The sequence below is a fragment of the Actinomycetota bacterium genome, assembly GCA_035697485.1.
In the GTDB taxonomy this organism is placed as follows: domain Bacteria; phylum Actinomycetota; class UBA4738; order UBA4738; family HRBIN12; genus JAOUEA01.
The window spans coordinates 143,026-167,029 of sequence record DASSCU010000024.1 but is presented as its reverse complement, the minus strand read 5'-3'; the positions used below and the strand labels follow the sequence as shown (position 1 = coordinate 167,029).

20 protein-coding genes are annotated in these 24,004 nt (G+C 70.4%); 14 read left to right on the top strand and 6 right to left on the bottom strand.

The window, feature by feature from the left end; translation table 11 throughout:
- Positions 1–110: 110 nt before the first annotated feature.
- The 14 genes from VFI59_07555 (at position 111) to VFI59_07490 (ending at position 17,676) form a co-directional block, all read left to right on the top strand.
- Positions 111–1,109: a pirin family protein gene (locus VFI59_07555; GenBank protein HET6713548.1), complete on the top strand. Its 999-nt coding sequence runs from the start codon at positions 111–113 to the stop codon at positions 1,107–1,109.
- Between the two features lie 103 nt (positions 1,110–1,212).
- The gene (locus tag VFI59_07550) at positions 1,213–3,690 is read left to right on the top strand and encodes an FAD-dependent oxidoreductase (GenBank protein ID HET6713547.1); all 2,478 of its coding nucleotides are present in this window, start codon (positions 1,213–1,215) and stop codon (positions 3,688–3,690) included.
- 21 nt (positions 3,691–3,711) lie between these two features.
- Positions 3,712–4,413: a B12-binding domain-containing protein gene (locus VFI59_07545; GenBank protein ID HET6713546.1), complete on the top strand. Its 702-nt coding sequence runs from the start codon at positions 3,712–3,714 to the stop codon at positions 4,411–4,413.
- Positions 4,414–4,455: 42 nt separating this feature from the next.
- Positions 4,456–4,809, top strand: coding sequence for a virulence factor (locus tag VFI59_07540; GenBank protein HET6713545.1), 354 nt, complete (start codon positions 4,456–4,458; stop codon positions 4,807–4,809).
- Positions 4,810–4,811: 2 nt separating this feature from the next.
- Positions 4,812–5,756: a dihydropteroate synthase gene (locus tag VFI59_07535; protein HET6713544.1), complete on the top strand. Its 945-nt coding sequence runs from the start codon at positions 4,812–4,814 to the stop codon at positions 5,754–5,756.
- A complete protein-coding gene (locus VFI59_07530; GenBank protein HET6713543.1) occupies positions 5,753–7,777 on the top strand; it encodes an ASKHA domain-containing protein in 2,025 nt (674 codons plus the stop codon). The genes VFI59_07535 and VFI59_07530 overlap by 4 nt, the downstream gene beginning before the upstream one ends.
- Positions 7,774–9,339: a trimethylamine methyltransferase family protein gene (locus VFI59_07525; GenBank protein HET6713542.1), complete on the top strand. Its 1,566-nt coding sequence runs from the start codon at positions 7,774–7,776 to the stop codon at positions 9,337–9,339. Before VFI59_07530 ends, VFI59_07525 begins: the two co-directional genes overlap by 4 nt.
- An 88-nt stretch (positions 9,340–9,427) precedes the next feature.
- A complete protein-coding gene (locus VFI59_07520) occupies positions 9,428–10,303 on the top strand; it encodes a methylenetetrahydrofolate reductase (protein HET6713541.1) in 876 nt (291 codons plus the stop codon).
- 165 nt (positions 10,304–10,468) lie between these two features.
- On the top strand, positions 10,469–11,497 hold the full coding sequence (locus VFI59_07515) for a hypothetical protein (protein HET6713540.1): 1,029 nt from the start codon (positions 10,469–10,471) through the stop codon (positions 11,495–11,497).
- Positions 11,498–11,597: 100 nt separating this feature from the next.
- The gene (locus VFI59_07510; protein HET6713539.1) at positions 11,598–13,211 is read left to right on the top strand and encodes an NAD(P)/FAD-dependent oxidoreductase; all 1,614 of its coding nucleotides are present in this window, start codon (positions 11,598–11,600) and stop codon (positions 13,209–13,211) included.
- A 9-nt stretch (positions 13,212–13,220) separates the two neighbouring features.
- Positions 13,221–13,454 carry a sarcosine oxidase subunit delta gene (locus VFI59_07505; GenBank protein HET6713538.1) on the top strand — a complete coding sequence of 78 codons (234 nt, stop codon included), beginning with the start codon at positions 13,221–13,223 and terminating at the stop codon, positions 13,452–13,454.
- Position 13,455: 1 nt separating this feature from the next.
- The gene (locus VFI59_07500) at positions 13,456–16,053 is read left to right on the top strand and encodes a 2Fe-2S iron-sulfur cluster-binding protein (protein ID HET6713537.1); all 2,598 of its coding nucleotides are present in this window, start codon (positions 13,456–13,458) and stop codon (positions 16,051–16,053) included.
- Entirely contained in the window at positions 16,046–16,468 is a 423-nt protein-coding gene (locus tag VFI59_07495) for a hypothetical protein (GenBank protein HET6713536.1), read from the top strand. Before VFI59_07500 ends, VFI59_07495 begins: the two co-directional genes overlap by 8 nt.
- Complete coding sequence (locus VFI59_07490; protein ID HET6713535.1) at positions 16,465–17,676, top strand: FAD-dependent oxidoreductase; 1,212 nt, start codon at positions 16,465–16,467, stop codon at positions 17,674–17,676. The genes VFI59_07495 and VFI59_07490 overlap by 4 nt, the downstream gene beginning before the upstream one ends.
- Before the next feature lie 92 nt (positions 17,677–17,768).
- Here VFI59_07490 and VFI59_07485 read toward each other — a convergent pair whose 3' ends face one another.
- The 6 genes from VFI59_07485 to VFI59_07460 form a co-directional block, all read right to left on the bottom strand.
- The gene (locus tag VFI59_07485; GenBank protein ID HET6713534.1) at positions 17,769–18,191 is read right to left on the bottom strand and encodes a hypothetical protein; all 423 of its coding nucleotides are present in this window, start codon (positions 18,189–18,191) and stop codon (positions 17,769–17,771) included.
- 151 nt (positions 18,192–18,342) lie between these two features.
- The gene (locus VFI59_07480; protein HET6713533.1) at positions 18,343–19,980 is read right to left on the bottom strand and encodes an MFS transporter; all 1,638 of its coding nucleotides are present in this window, start codon (positions 19,978–19,980) and stop codon (positions 18,343–18,345) included.
- A gap of 35 nt (positions 19,981–20,015) precedes the next feature.
- Entirely contained in the window at positions 20,016–20,573 is a 558-nt protein-coding gene (locus VFI59_07475; protein HET6713532.1) for a sarcosine oxidase subunit gamma family protein, read from the bottom strand.
- Entirely contained in the window at positions 20,563–23,259 is a 2,697-nt protein-coding gene (locus VFI59_07470) for a 2Fe-2S iron-sulfur cluster-binding protein (protein ID HET6713531.1), read from the bottom strand. Before VFI59_07470 ends, VFI59_07475 begins: the two co-directional genes overlap by 11 nt.
- A gap of 103 nt (positions 23,260–23,362) precedes the next feature.
- The gene (locus VFI59_07465; protein ID HET6713530.1) at positions 23,363–23,650 is read right to left on the bottom strand and encodes a sarcosine oxidase subunit delta; all 288 of its coding nucleotides are present in this window, start codon (positions 23,648–23,650) and stop codon (positions 23,363–23,365) included.
- A 4-nt stretch (positions 23,651–23,654) separates the two neighbouring features.
- Positions 23,655–24,002 (bottom strand): MmcQ/YjbR family DNA-binding protein, encoded by a 348-nt coding sequence (locus VFI59_07460; GenBank protein HET6713529.1) that lies wholly within the window; start codon positions 24,000–24,002, stop codon positions 23,655–23,657.
- Positions 24,003–24,004: the final 2 nt, after the last annotated feature.

Genomic DNA, 24,004 nt, shown 5'->3' with positions numbered 1-24,004 from the left:
GAAGAGGGCGGCCCGACGGGGCCGTCCTCTTCCGTCTTCGACGCGTCGGGGAATAGTTGCGGACGCAAGTATCGTTCTCCGGTCGTGAGGACGTTTCGGAGGAGGGGTCCATGCCCGCAGTCACCGTCGATGACATCACCACCCTCGCCAGGGTTCCGACGTTCGACGTCACCCTCGTGCAGCGACCCGTGAAGGCGGTCACCGTCGCCCCAGCAGGGTTCGAGGGCGAGGGATTCCCGGTGCGTCGTGCCTTCGCGGGTGTCGACCTCGCGGACCTCGACCCGTTCATCCACATGGATCAGATGGGGGAGGTCGAGTACGCACCCGGCGAGCCGAAGGGCACGCCCTGGCACCCGCACCGCGGGTTCGAGACCGTGACCTACATCATCGACGGCACCTTCGAGCACGAGGACTCGAACGGCGGCGGCGGCACGATCACGAACGGCGACACACAGTGGATGACGGCCGGGGCCGGCATCCTGCACATCGAGAAGCCGCCGGAACGGCTGGTCGTGAGCGGAGGCCTGTTCCACGGCATCCAGCTGTGGGTGAACCTGCCGAAAGCCGAGAAGTGGGCGCCCCCGCGTTACCAGGACCTTCGGGCGGCCGAGGTCGGCCTGCTCGCGTCGACGGACGGCGGGGCACTCGTGCGCGTGATCGCGGGATCGCTCGCCGGGCATCCGGGTCCCGGCGACACCTACACGCCGATCACGTTGTTGCACGCGACGCTCTCGCCGGGCGCGACGCTCGATCTGCCGTGGGATCCGTCGTACAACGCACTCGCCTACGTGCTGGCGGGGTCGGGGTCGGTCGGTGCCGAGGCGAGGCCGATCGAGATGGGGCAGCTCGCGGTGTTCGGCGCCGGCGACGGCCTGCGCGTCGCGGCCTCGGCGAAGCAGGCTTCTCGAGCGCCAGAGCTCGAGGTGCTCGTGCTCGGCGGTCGTCCGATCCGTGAACCCGTCGCATGGTACGGACCCTTCGTGATGAACACTCGTGACGAACTCCTCACCGCGTTCGAGGACTTCCAGGCGGGCCGGCTCGGATCGGTTCCCGCCGTGCACCACACGCCCGATCACATCGAGGAAGCCTCGCCCACCTCGGAGCGGTGATCCGGGCCAGTCCGGGGCGGTTGCGCATCGCGCGACCCTGGTGTTGCCCACGCACTCGGCCGTGGGACCATGGCGCGGTCGCCCGGAGCGGGAGTTGCGAGGCATGCGGGATCGCGCGCAGACCGTCATCATCGGCGCCGGCATCGTCGGCGTCTCCGCCGCCTATCACCTGACCGAACTCGGTGTCAACGACGTGCTCGTGCTCGAGCAAGGACCCTTGTTCGAGACGGGCGGGTCGACGAGCCACGCGCCGGGCATCATCTTCCAGACGAACGGGTCCCGCGCGATGTGCAGGATCGCGCGGGACTCGGTCGCCCTGTACGACTCCCTCGACCTCGACGGCGAACGCGTCTGGTACGGCGTGGGGGGCCTCGAGGTCGCCACGACCGTCGAGCGCATGCAGGAGCTGAAGCGTCGTCAGGGGTTCGCGCGTTCCTTCGGTCTCGAAGGGACCGAGCTGCTGAGCCCCGCCGAAGCCGCCGAGCGTTCGCCGCTCCTCGACCCGTCGTCGATCCTCGGCGCGTACTGGGTGCCGAGCGACGGCGCGGGCAGGGGCGTGAAGATCGTCGAGGCGCTCGCGCGGAAGGCACAGGCCGCCGGTGTCGGGTTCGAGGGCGAGGTCACCGTCACCGGGTTCGACATCCGCGAGGGTCGGGTGTGCGGGGTGCAGACCGATCGCGGCACGGTGGAGTGCGAGCGTGTGCTGCTCTGCGCCGGCATCTGGGGACCGTCGGTCGGCGCGCTCGCGGGCGTGCCGATCCCGCTCGTGGCGGTGCAGCACCAGCTCGTGTGGACCGATCCGATCCCCGAGCTGGCCGGCATGGACGGCGACACCTGGGCGCGGCAGCCGGTGGTCCGCCACCAAGACATGTCGCTGTACTTCCGCCAGCGCGATGATCACTACGGCGTCGGGAACTACCGCCACGAGCCGATCGTCACGCCGCAACGCGACATCCGTCGACCCGGTCTCTCGATGCCGCCGTCGCTGATGCCGTTCACCCCCGACGACTTCGACTTGTGCGAGACGGAGGCCGCGAGGATGTTCCCCGCGCTCGCCGGGTACATGCGTCCGAGCGACCCGGCTCGCACGCTGAACGGCATGTTCTCGTTCACGCCCGACGCCGGCTCGATCGTGGGCGAGAGCGCCGAGGTGCGAGGCTTCTGGGTCTGCGAAGCGGTGTGGGTGACGCACGCCGGCGGCATGGCCCGCCAAGCGGTCGAGTGGATGGTCGAGGGCTCGCCCAGCTACGACCTGGCGGAGGCCGACGCGAACCGGTTCTACCCGTTCCAGACGTCGGCGCCGTACGTGGTCGAACGCGGGAAGCAACAGTACCGCGAGGTCTACGACATCATCCATCCGCTGCAGCAGCCGTCGAAGCCGCGCGGACTCAAGCTGAGCCCGTTCTTCGAGCGTCAGCGGACGCTCGGCGCCGAGTTCTTCCAGGGTGCGGGGTGGGAACGGCCCCAGTGGTTCGCGGCGAACCGAGAGCTGGTGGGTGGCGCCACGCACGAGTGGGCGCGACGCACGGGCTGGGCGGCGCGCGGATGGTCTGCCGAGGTCGGCGCCGAGCACCTCGCCACCCGGCACGGGGTGGCCCTGTTCGATATCACGCCCTTCGCGAAATTCGACGTGACCGGTCCGGATGCGCTCGACTACCTCGAGCGGGTGTTCGCGAACCGCATCGACCAGCCGGTGGGATCGGTCGTCTACACCGCGGCCCTCACCGAGCGGGGCGGCATCAGGCTCGACCTGACCGTCACCCGCAAGGGAGCGGGCCGGTTCCGCGTCGTGACGGGCGGCGGGTCGGGTCATCACGACGAGGCCTTCCTGCGATCGCAGATCCGCGAGGAGGAACGCGTGCACATCACGGTCCGTACCGGGTCGTTGTTCGCGCTCGGCCTGTGGGGGCCGAGGGCCCGCGACGTGCTGCAGGCGGTGACGGACGTCGACGTGTCGAACGGAGCGTTCCCGTACCTGACGGCGCGCTACCTGAGCATCGGCGAGGTCACGCCCGTGTGGGCCCAGCGCATCAGCTACGCGGGCGAGCTCGGCTGGGAGCTCTACGGCCAGATCGCGATGGGGCAGCGGGCTTGGGACGTGCTCTGGGAGGCGGGGCGCGAGCACGGGCTGGTCGCGGCCGGCGCCGGCGCTTTCGACTCGCTCCGGCTGGAGAAGGGCTACCGGCTCTGGGCGCAGGACATCGACGCCGAGCACGACCCGCTGGCGGCAGGGCTCGGTTTCGCGGTGCGATGGGACAAGGACTTCACGGGGAAGGCGGCGCTCGAGGCGATCCGCGACGCCGGCGGCCCTGCGCAGCGACTCAGCTGCCTGACGCTCGACGACGATCGCGCGGTGGTGATGGGCAAGGAGCCGCTGTGGCACGACGGCCGCGTCGTGTCGTACGTGACCAGCGCGAACTACGGGTACTCGATCGGGCGCGGCATCGTCTACGGCTACCTGCCGGCGGAGCTGGCGGTCGAGGGCACACCGATGGAGGTGGAGTACTTCGGCGATCGGCTCGCGGCGACGGTGACGAACGAGCCGCTCTGGGATCCCAAAGGCGAACGGCAGAAGGTGTGAGAGCGCGGTGAGGGAGGCGACATGACCGACGAGGAGGAGCTCGATCTCTCGAGACTTCCCGACGACGAGCTCGTCAAGCAGATGCACGACGACCTCTACGACGGGTTGGCGGAGGAGATCTTCGAGGGCACGAACATCCTGCTGCAACGTGGATGGCCGGCCGACAAGGTCCTGAACGACGCGCTGGTTGAAGGCATGCGCATCGTGGGCATCGACTTCCGCGACGGCATCCTGTTCGTGCCCGAGGTCCTGCTGGCCGCCAACGCGATGAAGGCCGGAATGGAGGTGCTGCGGCCGCTGCTGGCCGAGACCGGCGCCGAGCGCATGGGCACCGTGGTGATCGGCACCGTGAAGGGCGACATCCATGACATCGGCAAGAACCTCGTCGCGATGATGCTCGAGGGCGCCGGGTTCGACGTGATCGACCTCGGCATCAACAACCCGGTCGAGGGCTACCTCGCGGCGCTCGAGGAACACGAGCCCGACATCCTGGGCATGAGCGCGCTGCTCACCACCACGATGCCCTACATGAAGGTCGTGATCGACGAGCTCGAGGCGAAGGGCCTGCGGGAGAAGTACATCGTGCTCGTCGGCGGCGCGCCGCTGAACGAGGAGTTCGGCAAGGCCGTGGGCGCCGATGCCTACTGCCGCGACGCGGCGGTGGCGGCCGAGACCGCGCAGGCGCTCGTGATGGCCAAGCGCGCGGCCGCGACGGCGTCCTAGCCCGAGGTCCACGAGGCCCGACATGATCAGGAAGGGGCATGCGTGGCAGAGCTGACGGTGATCCGGTGGCGCGATATTCCGATGCAGGTCCTCGCTCGCGGCGAGGGCGGCGAGAGCGCCCGGGCGCTGCTGCCCGACCGCTTCCAGGAAGCCGTCGACGCCGCGGCGATGGTGGCAGGACTGATCGGTTCCGACGACTACACGGAGCAGATGCGCATGGACACGCGGGAGTGCGGCGACGATCTCCAGCACGAGGTCGACACCGAGACCGTGAAGATCCTCTCCGAGTGGGATGAGGACGCGCTGAGGGCCACGATCCGGGCCGGCGGTGTGCAGGGCGGGGCCGACGTGAGCGGCGCCGGCGATGTCGTGCGTCCGTCGGGCGAGGACGGATAGCGGTGGCCGAGACCGTCGTCAGCTCCGCGTCCCGCGAGGTCGTGATCGGCATCGGCCGGCCGTTCGTGATCATCGGGGAGCGCATCAACCCGACAGGCCGGAAGAAGCTCGCCGAGGAGATGACGGCGGGGGACTTCACGACCGTGATCGCCGACGCCCAGGCGCAGGTGGCCGCCGGGGCCCACATGCTCGACGTCAACGCGGGCATCCCGCTCGCCGACGAGCCGGCGATCCTCGCGGAGACCGTGAGGCTCGTGCAGTCGCTCACCGACGTGCCGCTCTCGATCGACTCGTCGATCGTGGGCGCGCTCGAGGCCGGCCTGGCGGCCTACGAGGGCAAGCCGCTGGTGAACTCGGTCACCGGGGAGGACGACCGTATCGACTCGGTGCTGCCGCTCGTCGCCAGGCACGGCGCGGCGGTCGTCGCGATCACGAACGACGAGACCGGCATCAGCGAGGACCCCGACGTGCGGTTCGCCGTCGCCGAGAAGATCGTGCGCGCGGCCGCCGATCACGGCATCCCCGCCCACGACATCGTGGTCGATCCGCTCGTGATGCCGGTGGGGGCGATGGGCACCGCCGGGCGGCAGGTGTTCGCGCTCGTGCGGCGGCTGCACGACGAGCTCGGCGTGAACACGACGTGCGGCGCCTCGAACGTCTCCTTCGGCCTGCCGAACCGCAACGGGCTGAACGGCGCGTTCCTCGCGATGGCGATCGCGAACGGCATGACGAGCGCGATCACGTCGCCGCTGCACGAAGAGGTGCGCCAGGCTGTGATGGCGGCCGACGTGCTGATGGGCGCCGACGCGCACGCCGCGGCCTGGATCAGACGCTACGGTGAAGGCCGCAGCGAGGCGGGCTCGGCCGGCGGACGACGCCGGGGGGGCCGTGCCGGGCGCCGGACCGTACCCCAGGGAGAGCCGCCGGAGGTGTCTCCGCCGTCGTGACCGAGGCCGAGGGCTCGCTCGTCGTCTTCACGCCCTCGGGGAAGCGGGGCCGCATCGCCGACGGGACGAACCTGCTCGATGCCGCCCGCTCGCTCGGGGTCGACCTCGACTCCGTCTGCGGTGGCCGTGGTATCTGCGGGCGATGCCAGGTCGTCGTCGCCGAGGGCGAGTTCGCCAAGCACGGCATCACGTCGCGCGCCGACCACCTGACCCCGTTCAGTGAACCCGAGGCGCGCTATCGGGAACGATCCGGCCTCGCCGCCGACCGGCGCCTCGGGTGCCATGCGCGCGTGAGCGACGATCTCGTCGTCGATGTGCCGCCCGAGAGCCAGCTGCATCGTCAGGTCGTGCGCAAGGAGGCCGATGCGCACCCGATCGAGGTCGATCCGGTCGTTCGGCTGCACTACGTCGAGGTGCGTGAGCCCGATCTCGCGGACCCGAGCGGCGACCTGCAACGCCTGATGGGCGCGCTCGAGCGCGACTGGGGGCTCGCGGACCTCGCCTGCGACCCGCATGTGCTCACATCGCTGCAACGCCTCCTGCGGTCCGGCGATTGGAAGGTCACGGTGGCCGTTCACGACGGGACGACGATCACCGCGATGTGGCCGGGGTTTCACGACGTGGCACTCGGGGTGGCGTTCGACGTGGGCTCGACCACGGTGGCCGGGCACCTGTGCGACCTGCACACGGGGCAGGTGCTCGCGAGCGCCGGGTCGATGAATCCGCAGATCCGGTTCGGCGAGGACCTGATGAGCCGCGTGAGCTACGTGATGATGCATCCGGGGTCCGAGTCTGAGCTGACCGCCGCGATCCGAGCCTGCGTCGACGGCATGATCGCCGACCTGTGCGCGCAGGCAGGGGCCGACGTGATCGACGTGCTCGAGCTCACGGTCGTCGGCAACCCGATCATGCACCACCTGTTCCTCGGTCTGGATCCGACCGAGTTGGGGGGCGCGCCGTTCGCCCTCGTCACCGACGAGGCCGTGCATCGTGGTGCACTCGAGCTCGATCTCACGACGACGAACGCCGGAGCGCGCGTGTACGTGCTGCCGTGCATCGCCGGACACGTGGGCGCCGATACCGCCGGCGTGATCCTCTCCGAGGCGCCGCACGACCAGGCCGTGGTGAACCTCATCGTCGACGTCGGCACGAACGCGGAGATCGTGCTCGGCGACCGCGACCGGCTGCTCGCCGCGTCGAGCCCGACCGGTCCGGCGTTCGAGGGCGCGCAGATCTCCTGCGGGCAGCGCGCGGCGCCGGGGGCGATCGAGCGCGTCCGCATCGATCGCGAGACCCTGGAGCCGCGGTTCCGGGTGATCGGCGACGATCGGTGGAGCGACGAGGCGGGGTTCGACGCGACCACCGTGACCGGGGTCGCCGGCAGCGGCATCATCGAGGCGATCGCGGAGCTCTTCCTCGCGGGCGTGGTCACCACCGACGGCGCGATCGACGGTTCCCTCGCCGATCGGAGCGAACGCATCGAGGCCGACGGGCGGACGTTCTCCTACGTGCTGCACGATGTGCCGGGAGCCCCGCGTCTCGTGATCACGCAGAACGACGTGCGGCAGATCCAGCTCGCGAAGGGAGCCCTGTACGCCGGGTGCCGCCTCTTGATGGACGCGTTCGGCATCGAGACCGTCGACCGGATCCGGCTGGCCGGCGCGTTCGGCGCCCACATCGACCCGGTCCACGCGATGGTGCTCGGGCTCGTGCCCGACTGCGACCCCGAGCACGTCACGAGCGCCGGGAACGCCGCCGGCACCGGCGCCCGCATCGCGCTGCTGAACCGCGCCTCCCGCGAGGAGATCGAGGCCGTCGTGCGGCGCGTGGAGAAGCTGGAGACCGCGGTGGAACCGCGGTTCCAGGAGCACTTCGTCGGGGCGATGGGCATCCCGCACGCCACCGATCCGTTCCCGCGGTTGGGCGCCGTCGTCGATCTCCCGCCACGGCGCATCGTCTCGCCGGGCGACCGTCCCCGTCGCCGCGGACGCACCAGCGAACCCGAGAGGAGCAGCACATGAGCGACGACACCGGAGCCACGTCCGAGGCGACACCGCGCCGGCGTCGCACCGGCGGACGGGAGGGACGCGCGGCCGCACGCCTCGCCGCGGTCGCCGAACGGGTGCCCTTCATCACCCGGGAACTCACGCCGGTCGAGATGGTGAGCGAGGAAGGCCTCGCGACGATCGAGCACAACGCCGACACGATCCTCGAACAGGTCGGTATCGAGTTCCGCGAGGCGCCTGACGCGCTCGAGCTGCTGAAGGGTGCGGGATGTGACGTCGACGGCGAGCGCGTGCGGTTCCCTCGTGGGCTCGCTCGCCAGCTCGTGCAGGCCGCCGCTCCGCGTGAGTTCGACCAGGTCGCCCGGAACCCGGCCAACACCGTGCACATCGGCGGCGCCGCGACCGTCCTGGCCCCGGCATACGGCTCGCCGTTCGTGCGTGACCTCGACGGCGGACGCCGCTACGGCACGATCGAGGACTTCCGGAACTTCGTGAAGCTCGCCTCTGCCACCCCCTACCTGCACCACTCCGGCGGCACCGTGTGCGAACCGGTCGACCTGCCCGTGAACAAGCGGCACTACGACATGGTGTACGCGCACATGCGCTACTCGGACAAGCCGTTCATGGGCTCGGTGACCCACCCCCAACGGGCCCAGGATACGGTCGAGATGGCCCGCATCCTGTTCGGCGCCGACGCGCTCGAAGCGCAGCCGCACGTGCTGAGCCTGATCAACGCGAACTCGCCGCTCGTGTGGGACACGATCATGCTGGGCGCCGCGAAGGCCTACGCGGAGGCGAACCAAGCCGTGATCATGACGCCGTTCATCCTCGCGGGGGCGATGAGCCCGGCGACCGCCGCCGGTGCCGCGACCCAGACGCTCGCCGAGGCCCTCGCGGGCATGGCCTACGTGCAGCTGGTGCGCCCTGGTGCGCCGGTGGTCTTCGGTTCGTTCGCGTCGTCGATGTCGATGCAGTCGGGGGCGCCGACGTTCGGAACGCCGGAGCCTGCGCTCGTGCTGTACGCGCTCGCCGCCTGCGCCCGCAGGCTCGAGGTCCCGTTCCGCAGCGGCGGCTCGCTCACCGCCTCGAAGGTCGCCGACGCGCAGGCCGCGTACGAGTCGGCGAACACGCTGCAGCCCACGATCCTCGCCGGCGTGAACTTCGTGCTGCACGCCGCGGGCTGGCTCGAGGGCGGGCTCGCGATGGGCTACGAGAAGTTCGTGCTCGATCTGGACCAGTGCGGGCAGATGCACGCCCTCGCCAAGGGCATGGACCTCTCGCCGAACGGCCAGGCGGTCGACGCGATCGTCGAGAACGGCCCCGGGCAGCACTTTCTCGGCACCGCGCACACGCTGGCGAACTTCGAGACCGCGTTCTACCGGTCCGAGATCGCCGACAACAACTCGTTCGAGCAATGGGAACTCGAGGGATCGCTGGACGCTGCGATGCGTGCGAACACCGTCTGGAAGCGCATGCTGGCCGAGTACGAGGCGCCGCCGATCGACGAGGCGAAGGACGAGGAGCTTCGCGAGTGGATCGAGCGGAAGAAGGCGAGCTTCCCGGACTCGAACGTGTGACCGGGATGACCGGGGGTCCGGCTCGGGTTCACGGCGCGGCCGGCCGATACGTCATCATGTCCGGCGGTCACGTGGAAGGTGGAACGAGGTGGCGGTGAGGCTCGGCAGACGACGTGGTGGCGTGCTCCCCGAGGAGCAGCGCGCCGCGCTGCGTTCGCTCGTGGCGGCGCCGAAGTTCGAGCTGATCCCGTTGAAGAACGCGCTCGACGCGGCCGAGGCCCTGCCCGACGGCGCCACGGTCACGGTCACCGCGTCGCCGAGCCACGGCATCGAGTCCACGATCGAGCTCGCCGAGCAGCTGGCGGCCGTCGGGCACGACGTGGTGCCGCACCTGTCGGCCCACATGATCCGAGACCGTGCGCACCTCGGTGCGCTCCTCGACCGGTGCCGCGAGGCCGGGGTCCGCGAGGCGTTCGTGGTGGGGGGTGATGCCAAGGACCCGGGCGAGTTCCACGATGGACTGGCCCTGCTCCGTGCGATGGACGAGCTGGGCCACCCGTTCGAGGCGATCGGATCGCCGAGCTACCCCGAGGGCCACGGCGACATCAGCGATCAACGCCTGCTCGAGGTGCTGCTCGAGAAGCAGCGGTACGTGTCGTACATGGCGACGCAGATGTGCTTTAACCCCGATGCGATCGTGCGGTGGATCGCCGAGATGCGTCGCCAGGGGGTAGCTCTCGCCGTGCACCTCGGCACCCCGGGCGTGGCCGACATGGCCAAGCTCATGACGATCAGCGCCCGCATCGGCATCGCCGACAGCGCGCGCTACCTGAAGAAGAACAAGCGTATGGTGGGCCACTTGATCACCCCGGGGAAGTTCGGGCCCGACGCGCTGCTCGAGGGGATGGCCCCTGCGTTCGCCGACCCGAGCGCACACATCGAAACCCTGCACCTCTTCACGTTCAACCAGGTCGCCGCGACCGTCGAGTGGCAAGAGCGGATGCTCGCCCTCCTCGAAGCCTGACGAGCCCTCGATGCCGGTCGACGCGGTTTCTTGCCGATCTACGGCTCGCGTCGGTCTACGACGCCTGCAACCCGCCGACCCCGGATGTGAGCTTCGACCGTGATCGCCCGTCCGTCGGGCTGAGCCACCTCAAGTCGACGTGGTCCGCGGGCCGACACCTCCACCATGCGACGAGCGACCCTTCCGTTCCTGGTGGGCATGCTCGTGGCGGGGGCGTTCGCCCCGCCGAGCTCGGTCGCGTCAGGTGTCGCATCGCCCCGGCCGGGAGCGGCGCGCGAGTGCGGACCGGGACTCGTCCCCGTCGCGGATGGACTGTGCACCCACGGCGGGGACCGTGTGCCTCCCACGGCCGAGCGCGCCGCCGCCAGGGAGGCGACGGTGCCGGCCCGCTCGGAGCCGTCGGACCTGTGCGCCGGAAACGGACTGAACGGCCGGCGCGTCCGCGTGTTCTACGCATACCCGAACGACACGACGTCGCGGGCGGCGGTGTTCCGCTCGTGGGTCCGGGATTCGGTCGCGATGGCCGACGCGAACCTGGATGCGCAGACACCCGGGACCGACGGGCAGCATCTGCGCATGTTCTGCAAGAACGGACGGAAGGTCACCGTTTCCGCGATCTCGATGCTGCCGATCGGCGCAGACGCCGCCTTCACGTTCAACGACGTGATCGGATCGCTCGTGAACCGCGTCGCCCACGGCCTCGGTGACACGAACTTCGACGCCCCCCGGTTCACCTACGTCGTCTTCATCGACAACGTCACCTGCTGCTACGGCCCGTCGGGCCAGGGCACGATCTACTACGACGACCGCCCCGATCCGGCAGTGAACCTGAACAACCAGGCCGCGTTCGGCCCGAGGTTCGCGATGGTCGAGGTCAGTGGCTCGGCGTGGCAGGGGGCCTACGTCTTCCTGCACGAGGTCGGGCACACGCTGGGTGCGGTGCAGCACTCGGCTCCGCATTCGTCGGGCGCCGGCCACTGCTACACGTCCTATGACGTGATGTGCTACGCGGACGGTGGACCCTGGTTCTCCGGGGGCGGAGCGATGCAGCTGGTCTGCGACCCGATGTCCGACGGCCAGTACCCGTTCGACTGCGAGGGCGGCGATTACTACGAGGTCGATCCGCCTCCCGGGAGCTACCTGGCCGGGGCCTGGAACACGTCCGACAGCGGTTGGCTGACGAAGCCCGGCTGATCCGCCGACCGCAACCAACCCAGGGTCACGTTCCTCGCGTGTGCAGGCCCGCCCCCCGTGGCAGACTGCGCTTCCTCGGAACGTGAACGGGGGTCATCGTTTGGAGCAGCGCTACGACGTCGTCGTGGTCGGCGGGGGACACAACGGTCTCACGGCTGCCTTCTACTTCGCCCGCGCCGGCCTGAAGTCCCTCGTGCTCGAGCGACGCGACGTGGTGGGCGGTGCGTGCGTCACCGAGGAGATCCTGCCCGGCGTCAGGGCCTCCACGACGTCGTACATCGCCTCGATGCTGCGTCCGGAGATCATCAAGGACATGGGCCTTGCCCGCCACGGGCTGCGCATGGTGCCCTGCGAGCCGGCGCTTCAGGTCGTGCTGGAGGGTGGCCGCACGCTCGCGTGGTGGGAGCAGGACGAGCGCACCGCCGACGAGATCGCCCGCTACTCGAAGGCCGACGCGAAGACCTTCGTCGAGGTGACGCACCGGTTGCACCGCCTCGCCGGTCACCTGCAGGGGTTCTTCCTCGAGGAGCCGCCGGACCTCTACGCGACCGGCTGGGGCAAGGTGAAGGAGGGCAAGCGCGCCTACACGCGCCTGAAGGGTCTCGGCGGTGACGAGCTCACCGATCTCGTGCGGTTCACGACGGGTTCACTCGGCGAGTTCGTCGACCGATGGTTCGAGTCCGAGGAGGTCAAGCGCCTCTACCTCGCGAACAACGTCTACGGCATGCATGCGCCGCCCTATCGGCCGGGCACGGCGATCGGGTTGATGTTCCACATGCTCTCGGGCGGTGAGCACGACGTGCAGGGTTTCAACGGCCACGTGATCGGCGGCATGGGCTCGATCACGCGAGCGATGGCGGCGGCGGCGACCGAGGCCGGCGCAGAGATCCGGACGGATGCTCCGGTCGCGCGGATCTCGGCGCGCGACGGGCGAGCCGTCGGCGTCGTGCTCGACGACGGCACGGAGATCGTCGCCCGCGTCGTGGTCTCGAACGCTGACCCGAAGCGCACGTTCCTCGGCATGCTCGAGGAGGGGGACCTGCCGGGGGACTTCCGCGACGACGTCGCCGCGATCAAGATGGCCGGCCCGTGCGCGAAGGTGAACCTCGCGCTCCGCGAGGAGCCCGTCTGGACGGGCATGCCCGAGGGTGCGAGCCCGAACCAGCGGTCGCTCGCGACGCTCGTGCCCACCCTGGAACAGGCGCAGCGCAGCTACGACCAGCATCAGTGGGGCGAGCTGCCCGACGAGCTCTGGGTCGACTGCGTCACGGCGTCGAACGTCGACGACACCCTGGTCGACCAAGCGGTCGCGCCGGGTCGGCACGTGATGACCTGCTTCGTGCAGTACCTGCCGTTCGAGCTGGGTGAGGGGACGTGGGACGACCGCAAGCAGGAGCTCACCGGCCGGGTGATCGAGCGCATCGGGCGGTACGCGCCGAACGTGCCGGGGGCGGTCGAGGCGAGCTACACGGTGACGCCCCTGGACCTCGAGCGGACGTACGGACTCACCGAGGGGAACATCTTCCACGGCGACCTGAACATCGAGCAGTTGTTCTTCATGCGACCCCTGCCCGGGTGGTCGAGCTACTCGACACCGGTCGAGGGGCTCTACCTCTGCGGCGCCGGCGTGCATCCGGGGGGAGGCGTGACCGGCGCTCCGGGGTACGTGGCGTCCCACCGGGTGCTGCGAGACCTGAAGAAGCGCGTGGGCTAGGGATCGGTCGTGGCGATCGAGATCCCCTGCGCCCACTGCGGCCCCCGGCCGTTCACGGAGTTCTCGTTCGGCGGCGAGTGGCGCGAGCTCGATGCCCCCGACACGGAGGCCGACTTCGCCCGCGTCTACCTGCCCGAGAACCCCGAGGGCTCGCAGCGCGAGCGATGGTTCCACGCGATGGGCTGCCGCACGTGGACGAGCGTGACCCGCGACACCCGGACGAACGCGATCGAGGGTCCCTGAGGTGGGCACGTTCGAGTTCGAGGGGCGGCCGGTGCCGTTCGAGGCCGGTGACACCATCGCGTCGGCCCTGTACCGGGCGGGCGTCCGCACGTTCTCACGGTCGCTGAAGTATCACCGGCGTCGCGGCCTGTACTGCGGCACCGGGGACTGTCCCAACTGCCTGATGACGGTCGACGGGAAGCCCGCCGTGCACACGTGCACCGCGCCGTGCGCCGAACGGATGCGGATCGATCGGCCGGGTGGCTTCCCCGACGCGGAGCGCGACCTGCTGCACGTGACCGACTTCCTGCACCGGCTGACGCCCGTCGGCTTCTACTACAAGACGTTCGTCCGTCCGCGGTTCGCATGGCCCGTGGCCGAGCGGGTGATCCGGCGGGCGACCGGGCTCGGGGCGCTGCCACCGACGACGGCCGCGGCACGCCAGGTCGTCCGCCACGAGCATGTGGACACCCTCGTGATCGGCGCCGGGATCGCGGGGCTCGAAGCCGCACTGGAAGCGGGCACCGACGGGTCGGTGCTCGTGTGCGACGAGGGTTCCGTCGGGCACGCGATCGCGCCGGGACCCACCTCGGATCGTCTCGCCGAGCTCGAGGCCGGAGTGCGGTCCATCGGCACCGTCACCGTGATGGAGGGGTTCACCGCGCTCGGGGTGTACGAGGGCCTGCACGTGCCGCTCGCCGGCGACGGCGAGCTCGTGCACGCGCACCCGTCGCGCGTGGTCGTGGCGACCGGCGCGGTCGAGCAGCACGGCGTCTTCCCCGGCAACGACCTGCCGGGCGTGATGCTCGGCCGAGCCGCCGCCGCGCTGGCCGGGGTCCACGGGGTGCGTCCGGGCGAGCGGGCCGTCGCGGTCGTCCGCACCGAGGAAGGGATCGACCACTTGCGGGCCGTGATCGGCGCCGGGGTCGGGATCGCCGCCGTCGCCGTGTCGGCCGCACTCGCCGGCCGGCTGCCGTCCCACGGCGTCGGCGAGGTGGTCCTCGACGGCGAGGTGCACGAGGCCCGCGGAGGTTCGTCGCTCCGATCGGTGGTGCTGCGTCGTGAGGCACTGGGGAAGCGCTTCGCGTGCGACCTGCTCGTGCTCTCGCTCGGGCTGACGCCACGCGACGGGCTCGCTCGCATGTCGCTGCCCGACGAGGCCGTGACGCTCGTGGGCGATGCTGCGCGAGCGCCGCTGCGCGATGGCGCATGCGGGCACGACGGTACCGTCTGCCTGTGCGAAGACGTCTCGATGCACGACCTCGAGCAGGCGTGGGACGAGGGCTTCCGCAACGCCGAGATCCTGAAGCGCTACACGACGACGACGATGGGACCCTGCCAGGGGGCGATGTGCGGGCGGGCGCTGTCATGCTTCGCGGCCTCGCGCGTCGACGGCCCGGCGACGCCGACCGAACCCGTCGCCGACGTGCCTCGCACGACCGCGCGTCCCCCGGCCCGCCCGGTCACGCTCGAGACGCTCGCTGCGGGCGTGCACGAGACCGTGGACAAGCGCACGTCGCTGCACGAGGTGCACGTCGGTGCCGGTGCCCGGCTCGACCGATCCGGGGGATGGCTCCGCCCGTTCTCCTACGGGGACTGGCGCGAGGAGTACCGGGCGGTGCGTGAGCGGGTCAGCCTGATGGACGTCGGCACCCTCGGCAAGTTCACGATCGCCGGTCCTGACGCCGACACGCTGGTTGATCGGTTGTTCCCGTGTCGCACCGACGACCTGGAACCCGGCCGCACCCGCTACGTGCTCACGCTCGACGAGGCCGGCTACGTGATGGGTGACGGGCTGCTCGCACGCGTCGGTGACGGGGAGTGGTACCTGAACTCGACCTCGGGCGGAGCGGGACGCACCGACGCCCACCTTCGGAACTTCGCCGACCGGTTCGAGCTCGACGTGCACGTGCTGGACCGCACGGCGCAGTGGGGGGCGATCAACCTTGCGGGGCCGCACGCGCGCGACCTGCTCGAGCGCCTCACCGACGACGCGGTCGATGCGCGGACCGTGCCCTATCCAGCATTCGCCGACGTGACGGTCGCGGGCGTGCCCTGTCGTGCGGTCCGCACGGGCTTCGTCGGCGAGCTCGCGTTCGAGCTTCACCACCCTCGCCGGCGTGGCCCGGAGCTGTGGCGCGCGCTCGTCGAGACGGGGCGCGACTGGGATCTGCGCCCGCACGGCCTCGACGCGCTCGAGCTGCTGCGGCTCGAGAAGGGGCACGTCTATCTGGGACAGGACACGATGCCCGACGACACGCCGGCGAAGCTGGGCATGCCGTGGGCCGTCGAGATGTCGAAGCCATGGTTCGTGGGGAAGCAGGCCCTCGAGCGCATGGGTTCCCTGCCGCCCTCTCGGCGCCAGGTCGGGCTCGAGTTCGGCGGCGGACCGGCCGACACGGCCGACCTGCGCGGGGAACCCCTCATCGTGGGCGGCGCCGTGGTCGGCCGCATCACCTCGGCCGAGCGCTCGATCGCGCTCGACCGCGCGATCGGCCTGGGATGGCTGCGCGCCGTCGACGGTGGGTTCCCCGAGCGGCTCGAGACGGGGTCGGGAGCGACGGCGTCGGTCGTGGCCACCCCGTTCTACGACCCCGAAGGTGGGCGAGTGCGTGGCTGAGCTGCGGGTCGAACTGCCCTCGGTCGTCTGCGTGCTGGACTCGAGCGAGGCGTGCGACGCGATCGAGGCCCCGGACGGCGTCACCCTCCTGCGCGTCGCACCCCGGGAGGTGATACTCGTCGGCCCCGACGATCTCTCGGGCGTGCCAGCGTCCACCGGTCCGCGCGCCTGGGTCGAGGACGTCTCCGACGCCTGGGTGGCACTGGTGCTCGATGGTGCCGACGCACCCGCCGCATTCGCCCGGGTCTGCGAGCTCGAGCTGCCCACGGAGGGCTGGATCCAGGGCGAGGTGGCGAGGGCCCCGGCGAAAGTGCTGATCGTGGGCGACCAGGTCACGATCTTCGTGCCGGCGATGCTCGCGGCCCACGCCGAGGAGCGCATCCGCCTCGACGCGGCGGAGGTGCTCGGTTCGTGAGCGGCCTGCTCAAGCATCGGGAGTTCCTCACGCGGCGCGACCTGAAGCCGCGATACGACGTCGTGATCGTCGGCGGCGGCGTGAACGGGCTCTCACTCGCCTTCCACCTCGCCGAGTACCACGGCATCCGCGACGTCGCCGTGCTCGAACGGTCGTACATCGGCAGCGGCGGAAGCGGCCGCAACACGCAGGTCCTGCGTGCCACGTACAACACGACCGAGACCGTGCCCCTGTACGCGACGAGCCTCGGCATGTACCGCACGCTCTCCCAGGAGCTCGACTTCAACGTGCTGTTCAGCACGCAGGGCAACCTCGATCTGTGCCATTCCCCAGACACCCTGCAGGTGGAACGGGAGAAGGTGCTGCTGCATCGACACTACGGCGTCGACACGGAGATCCTCACCCCCGACCAAGTGCTCGAGGTGTGTCCGCTCGTCGACCTCACCGCCGGCGGGGAGCTGCCGGTGATCGGCGCGAGCTATCACCCCCCGGGGGCGTTCGCGCGCCATGACTCCGTGGTCTGGGGGTACGCGAGTGCGGCGAACCGCCGCGGTGTCGAGATCCACCAGGGCGTCGAGGTCACGGCCGTCGACGTCGTCGACGGCGAGTGCCGCGGGGTGCGGACGAACCGAGGGTCGGTCGCCGCCGGCCGCGTCGTCAGTGCCGTTGCAGGATGGTCGGGGGTGCTCGCCCGGATGGCGGGAGTGCGCCTGCCGATCGAGACGATGGCCCTGCAGGCGTTCGTGACCGAGGCGTACCGGCCGGTGCTGTGGGGTCTCGTCTCGTCGATGGACCTCTACATCTACACGCAGCAGACGGCGCGCGGCGAGCTCGTCGTCGGGGCGGAAACACTTCCCTACAACACGTACTCGACGCGCTCGACGTTCGACTTCGCCGCGGAAGCCGCGAAGCGCACGATCCAGCTGCTGCCGTTCATGGCGAAGGCACGGCTGATGCGGCAGTGGACCGGTCTATGCGACATGACGCCCGACTCCTCGCCGCTGCTCGGCGAAAGCGACGTGCGGCGCTTCTTCCTGATGTCGGGCATGGGCACATGGGGGTTCAAAGGCGCCCCGGTCTTCGGCAAGACGATGGCCGAGATGCTGGCCACCGGGCGGCTCGATCCGCTGATCGCGCCGTTCTCACCGGATCGGTTCCGCGAGGACCGCATGGTGCCCGATGCCGCGAGTGCCGGCACCCACCGCTGATCACGAACCCGGCGGCCACGACGACGCCACGAGCCCGGGTCGTGCCGTCGGCACGGCCCAGGCCGATCGTGGCGGGCGCTCTGTACCGTCCGCTACGCGGCATCCAGCCCGTGTGCGGTCAGTCCGTAGATCACGAGGACGTCGATCAGGATCGCGGTCATCGCGAACAGCGGAAGCACCGGCAGGGCGAACAGCCAGAACAGGCAGCTCACCGACGCCAACACGATGCCGACGACCGGTGCCGCGGGGACACGGGCGAACAAGAGCAGCGCAGCGATGAGGACGGCGCCGCTCCAGATCACGGCGACCCACCCCCAGGTCTCGAGGGTGCTGTACAGCAAACCGCCTTCATCCAGGTACGCCTTGTCGGCGAGCGCACCGAGCCCCCAGATCAGGTTGGCGAAAGCGCTGAACAGGAACACGATGGCGGCGAACGTCATCCAACCCGAACGCACCACGGGTTCGGGCTCGACCATCCCTTCCGGTACGACGTACGGCTTCGTTGAGGTTGCCATCGTCGACCTCCTTCCCTCCATCCCTCGGATGTCCGGCCTCGGGAGAGAGCGCTCGGGAGGCCGGAAACCGACCTATTGACAGGTTAGCTCTCGACGGCAGGGGGCCGACTCCCCCAGGCCCGCGTCGAGCGGGACTTCTGGCCCTTGGTGGCTAGGCAGGGGCGTCGATCGCCGCTGCGACCGTGCCGGGCTGCGTCGTCGGGATCCGCTTCGTGAAGAAGAGCGCGATCATTCCGATGATCGCAAGCAGGGCGAGCGCGGAACGCAGGCCGTCCACGCGAGCCTGCTCGTTCACGTCGACGATCGCCTGGCTGGTCGTAGGGTCGACCCCTGCGTCGTCCAGCGCCGTCTCGAGGTCCGCGTCGGAGATGAAGGGCACACCGCTCGTCAGCTGAACGGTCGACTGTGAGACGACCTGCTGTGGCACGTCCGGGTTCTCTTCGATCCCGGTCAGGAACGATGCCGACAGCGAGGCGATCAGCACCGAGCCTGCGAGCGCCGTGCCGAGCGACGCGCCGAACTGCGTGGCGGTGTTCTGGAGGCCGCCGACCTCGGGGCTCTCGTCGTCGGGGACCGCCGAGACGGTGACGCTCCCCAGCTGCGAGGCGAGGCCCCCCATCGCAAGCCCGATCAGCATGAGCGGACCCGTCACGATCGCCGCGCTCGCGTTCACGTCCATCGTGCTGAAGAGCAGCACGATGCCGAAGACCGCGGCGACGAGGGAGAGCTCGACCACCCGCCGAGGCGAGACGTTCGGGAAGAACTTCGGGACGCCCGCCGCGGCGAGCAGCATGGTGAGCGAGAGCGGCGTGATCTTGATCCCGGTGTCGATCGCCGAGAGCCCGAGGGCGACCGACAGGTAGAGCGGGATCACGAAGAACAGCCCCATCATCACCACGAACTGGAAGAAGAACATCACGAGTCCGCCGGTCATCTGCTCGTTCCGGAAGAGCGACGGTGTCACCAGCGGTTCCTTTCCTACGGCGTCGAGCCGACGCACGTGCCGCATGAACAGCCCGATCGTCGCCAGGCCCCCGAGGATCAACCAGATCACGGGCGACAGCCCGCCGAACACCGTCGGGGCGCCGTCGTTCGCAACAACCCATCCCCAGTCGCCCGAGAACAGGACGCCGAAGATCGTGAGGCCCATCCCGAGGGCCCAGAGGAAGGAGCCCAACAGGTCGAGGTGCGGGGGGTTCTCGACCGGCTCGGCGGCGATCCGGCGGCTGAACAGGAAGATGCCCGCGCCGACGACCACCTCGCCGACGAAGACCCACCGCCAGGACGCGTAGGTCGTCGCGAGTCCGCCGATCAGCGGCCCAACGGCGATCGCGATGGCCCCGGCCGCCCCGATCAATCCGTAGGCACGAGGACGCCCATCCGCGGGGAAGTTACCGGCGACGAGGGCGACGATCGCCGGCATGATCAGGGCCGCGCCGATCCCCTCCAGGAGCGACCATCCGAGGAGCAGCACGCCGAGGTTCGGCGAAAAAGCCGTCGTCAGCGACCCCGAGCAGTAGATCACGAGCCCGATCGTGAACGCGCGTCTGCGTCCGATGATCGAGCCGATCTTGCCGCCCGTGACCATCAGCATCGCCATCACGAGCGTGTAGAGGACGATCGCGGTCTGGATCCCCGTCACGGTGGTGTCGAGGTCGTCGGCGACGGTGGCGATCGACACGTTCATCACGGAGCTGTCGAGCGCCATCAGGAACTGTCCGGCACACAGCGTGAGGAGCACCATACCGGCGGCGCCGGATGCCTGTGCCGTGCTCGCCTCGGCCGACATGCGCGGACTCTAGCGCGTGGCCGTGGCCCGACGCGCTAGGCGAGGCCAGCGATCGACCGGTCCAGCAGGTAGTCGGCGAACGACGGTCGCACGAGCACGCGGGTCGTATCGGCTCGCTCGTGCAGGATCACCTGGGTCTTGGCGAAGAGCGTCTGCGCGCACATCCCTCGGTGCCACGTTCGTGGGTGCAGGTCGATCGAGCACCCGCTCGCGAGCAGGTCGAACCGACCCGGACCGCCGAGCTCGATCGCGACGCGATTCGAGCTCACGTCGATCACCGAGCGATGTGATCCATCGAGTGCCGTCCGGAGCTCACCGGCGATCTCGGCGCTCGCGTGCGGCGGTCCGAGCACGAGCCATTCGTCGGGGCCGAGCCAGAGCACCGCACGCGAGCCGTCTTCCCACACGGTGTTCGGCTCGAGCGGGATCGGGTACGGCGCGCGTCCGGTGAGCGAGGGATCGAGCCGCAGTGAGACCTGCGCGAGGAAGGGGGCGTGCTCGAGCGTCACGCGCCCGCCTGTTCGCTCCGCGACCGCTGCGAGATCGCCGACGCGCGATGCCAACGGGTCCCGCTCGAACGCCTCAGCCGTCACGGCGCCCCCCCTCGGCGTCGTAGAACACCGGCGGCACGACGGCGCACTCCACTGGACCCCGGGGGGTTGGCGACACCACGTGCCCGCCGATCCGCTCGCGTCCGCCGGCCACCATCGCCAGCGCGAAGGTGCGCTCGAGCACGGCACTGCGGTAGCTCGACGTGACGTGGCCGATCATCGGCACGGGCGCTTCGGCCGACGCATGCTCGGGCGAGACGAGCTGCGCGCCCTCGGGCAACCAGACGCCAGGGTCGGTCGGCAGCAACCCGACGAGCTGTTTGCGGTCGGGCCGCACCGTGTCCGCCCGGCGGAGCGAACGCCGACCGACGAAGTCGGAGTCGTCCTTCCGAACGATCCACGACATACCGAGGTCGTGCGGGGTCACCGTGCCGTCGGTGTCCTGGCCCACGATCACGAAGCCCTTCTCGGCCCGCAGCACGTGCATCGACTCCGTGCCGTAAGGGGTGAGGCCGAGCGGCTGACCGGCCTCCAGCACGGCGTCCCACATCGCGAGGCCGAGGTGCCCCGCGACGTTGATCTCGTAGGCGAGCTCGCCGCTGAAGCTCACGCGAGCGACCCGGGCCGGCATGCCCGCGACGTCTCCCTCCCGCCACGTCATGAACGGGAAGGCCGTCGCGTCGACGTCGACGTCGGTGCCCGCCGCCGCGAGCACGTCGCGACAGGCCGGCCCGTTCAGCGCGATCGTCGCCCACTGCTCGGTCACGCTCGTCGCGTACACCTGCAGGTACGGCCACTCCGTCTGGAGCCACTCCTCGACGTGGTCCATGACCTTCGCGGCGCCGCCGGTCGTGGTCGTGATCAGGTACCGGTCGTCGGCCAGCCGCATCGCGACCCCGTCGTCGAACACCATGCCGTCGAGCCCGAGCATCATCCCGTACCGGATCGAGCCCACGCGGAGCGTCGACATGCGGTTGGTGTAGAGACGGTCGAGGAAGACCGCCGTGTCCGGCCCGACGAGCTCGATCTTGCCGAGGGTCGATGCGTCCATCACGCCGGCGGCACGCCGAACCGCCAGGCACTCTCGCTGCACGGCCGCGTGCATCGACTCGCCGGGAAGCGGGAAGTACCACGGCCGCTTCCATTGGCCGACGTTCTCGAAGGTGGCACCACGCTCGACGTGCCGCTCGTGCATCGGGGTGGTGCGGACCGGGTCGAGCAGCCTGGGTCCACGATCGGGTCCCGCGAGCACCGAGTAGGGGACCGGCGTGTAGGGCGGGCGGCTGTTCGTCGGCCCCTGCGCTCCGGGACCCTCGCCCCATGCCTCGTTCACGATCGCCGCGGTGAGCGCCCCGCTCGTGCGCCCCTGGTCGATCGCGGTGCCGATGTACGTGGCGCGCTTGACATGCTCCGTCGAGCGGAGCTCGTGACCGACGGCGTCGAGCACGTCGGCCACCGTCGAGTCACGCTGCAGCTCGACGAAGTGCTCGGAGAGGTCGTCGGCGGGCGTGTACCAGTACGGGACGCTCGAAGGCACGTCGCCGGCCGCGGCGCCGACGACCGAGAGCCAGGGCGGTCCCGAGCCGTCGGGCACGAAGCACGTCCGGTCGTCGTCCCAGCGCAGGCCGCCCCCGATCCCGCGCCAGAGCTGCGACGCCGGGTTCCAGCCGCCGGAGACGAGCACGAGATCGGCGGCGATCGTGTCGACCGCACCGCCGGGCCCGAGGAGCGTCACCGATCGGACGCGTGGGTCGCCGTCCGCGGCCAGCACCGACCAGCCGGTGCGCACCTCGACGCCGGCCTGGCGAGCCGCGTCTGTGGCGCGGCCACCCTCGCCGGGGTCGACGATCGCGGCGACGTCGAGCCCGTTTCGAGTGAGTGCGACCGCGTCGTCGTGCCCCGCGTGGTTCGTGCTGAACACGACGGCCCGCTCCCCGGGCAGCACGCCGAAGCGGTCCGCGTAGAGCCTCGCGGCGGAGGCGAGCATCACGCCGGGCAGGTCGTTGCGCCGGAACCCGATCGGACGCTCGTGGGCGCCGGTCGCCAGCACGACGCGACGAGCTCGCACGTGGTGCACGCGTTCGACCGGTGACGACCGTTCGTACACCACGACGTAGCCGTCGTCGTAGACGCCGAGCGCCGTGGCGTCACTGACCACGGTCACCTCCGACGCGCTCGCGAGCGCTCCACCGGTGGTCGCGATCCACGCCAGCGCTGGCTCGCCGTCGACATCGTCACCGGACGTCGCGGTGCCGCCGAGCCACGGTCGCTCGTCCACGAGCATCACCCGGTCACCGGCCTCCGCGGCTTCGAGCGCGGCTCGCAGCCCGGCGACGCCGGCGCCGACCACGAGCGTCTCGACGTGCACGTGGCGATGGTGCGCGACGGGCGCGCCGGTGTCGCCGAGAGGGAGCCTTCCCACCCCGGGTCGTGGCGATGCGACGAGCCCTTCGACGAGCGGCACCGAGGTCGCCGGCACGATCGGGCGGAACACCGGCGCCGAGACCTCGACGAACGCGTTCGGCTCCTCGACGCCGGCGGAGAACACCCCGCGCGGTCGCCCTTGCAACGGCGAGCGGGCGACGACCTCGACACCGTTCGCGAGCAGCGCGCTCGCGAGCGTGTCGCCGGCGAGGCCTTCGTACCCCTCGCCGTCGAACGAGAACACGAGCGACCTCGCGTGATCGACACCGTGCCCGGCGGGCGGCACGAGTCGCCGCCCGGTCATGCGGCTCTCCTCAGGCCGGCGCGGCTCCGTGCCAGTGAAGGGAGCCCGAGATGGCGACCCACGCTCAGCGGGCCGGCGCACCCTCGCGATGCCCTGACGGCCGTCACCGGTCCGCTGCCTCGCCGGGGGGCGCCTCGCCGACGCGGTACGCGGCCCCGATCTCGTTCGTGGCCGTGTTCCGCGTGAGGTTGAACCAGCGGCGGCATCCGGCTGTATGCATCCAGCGCTCCGACCACCAGCCCCGAGGGTTGTCGCGCATGAAGAGGTAGTCGGCCCACTCCTCGTCGGTGAGGGTCTCGGGATCGGCCGGGTAGCTCACGTGCGCCTGCCCGCCGTAGCGGAACTCGATCTCCTCGCGGGGGCCGCACCACGGGCAGGGGATCAGCAGCACGGCGTCATGCCTTCCCCTCGTCGAAGGACGCGACGAGACGCTTGGGTGCCGTCATGCGCCATGCCTCGACGATCAGCTCGCGCACCTCGTCGCCGTCGGTCTTCGAGAGCACGGCGCCGACCCAACCGCTCGGACCGACGTAGGGTGGGGCGAACCACGCGTCCGCGTCCATCGCGATCAGCGCGCGCTGTTCGTCGTGGATCGACTTGATCCACGCATGGCGTTCCTGCTCGCTGAACATCAGGAAGATCTTGCTCCGGACGCGGAACGTGGCGGTCTCCCACGTCTCGCGCTCCTCGGTCTCGGGGAGCGAGAGGGTGAACGCTCGCACGGTCGATGCCCGGATGCCCATGC

What these genes read in the sequence shown, in the direction of transcription:
- VFI59_07555 (HET6713548.1), top strand. Translation starts at nt 111, where the DNA reads ATGCCCGCAGTCACCGTCGATGACATCACCACCCTCGCCAGGGTTCCG.
- VFI59_07550 (HET6713547.1), top strand. Translation starts at nt 1,213, where the DNA reads ATGCGGGATCGCGCGCAGACCGTCATCATCGGCGCCGGCATCGTCGGC.
- VFI59_07545 (HET6713546.1), top strand. Translation starts at nt 3,712, where the DNA reads ATGACCGACGAGGAGGAGCTCGATCTCTCGAGACTTCCCGACGACGAG.
- VFI59_07525 (HET6713542.1), top strand. Translation starts at nt 7,774, where the DNA reads ATGAGCGACGACACCGGAGCCACGTCCGAGGCGACACCGCGCCGGCGT.
- VFI59_07515 (HET6713540.1), top strand. Translation starts at nt 10,469, where the DNA reads ATGCGACGAGCGACCCTTCCGTTCCTGGTGGGCATGCTCGTGGCGGGG.
- VFI59_07485 (HET6713534.1), bottom strand. Translation starts at nt 18,191, where the DNA reads ATGGCAACCTCAACGAAGCCGTACGTCGTACCGGAAGGGATGGTCGAG.
- VFI59_07480 (HET6713533.1), bottom strand. Translation starts at nt 19,980, where the DNA reads ATGTCGGCCGAGGCGAGCACGGCACAGGCATCCGGCGCCGCCGGTATG.
- VFI59_07470 (HET6713531.1), bottom strand. Translation starts at nt 23,259, where the DNA reads ATGACCGGGCGGCGACTCGTGCCGCCCGCCGGGCACGGTGTCGATCAC.
- VFI59_07460 (HET6713529.1), bottom strand. Translation starts at nt 24,002, where the DNA reads ATGGGCATCCGGGCATCGACCGTGCGAGCGTTCACCCTCTCGCTCCCC.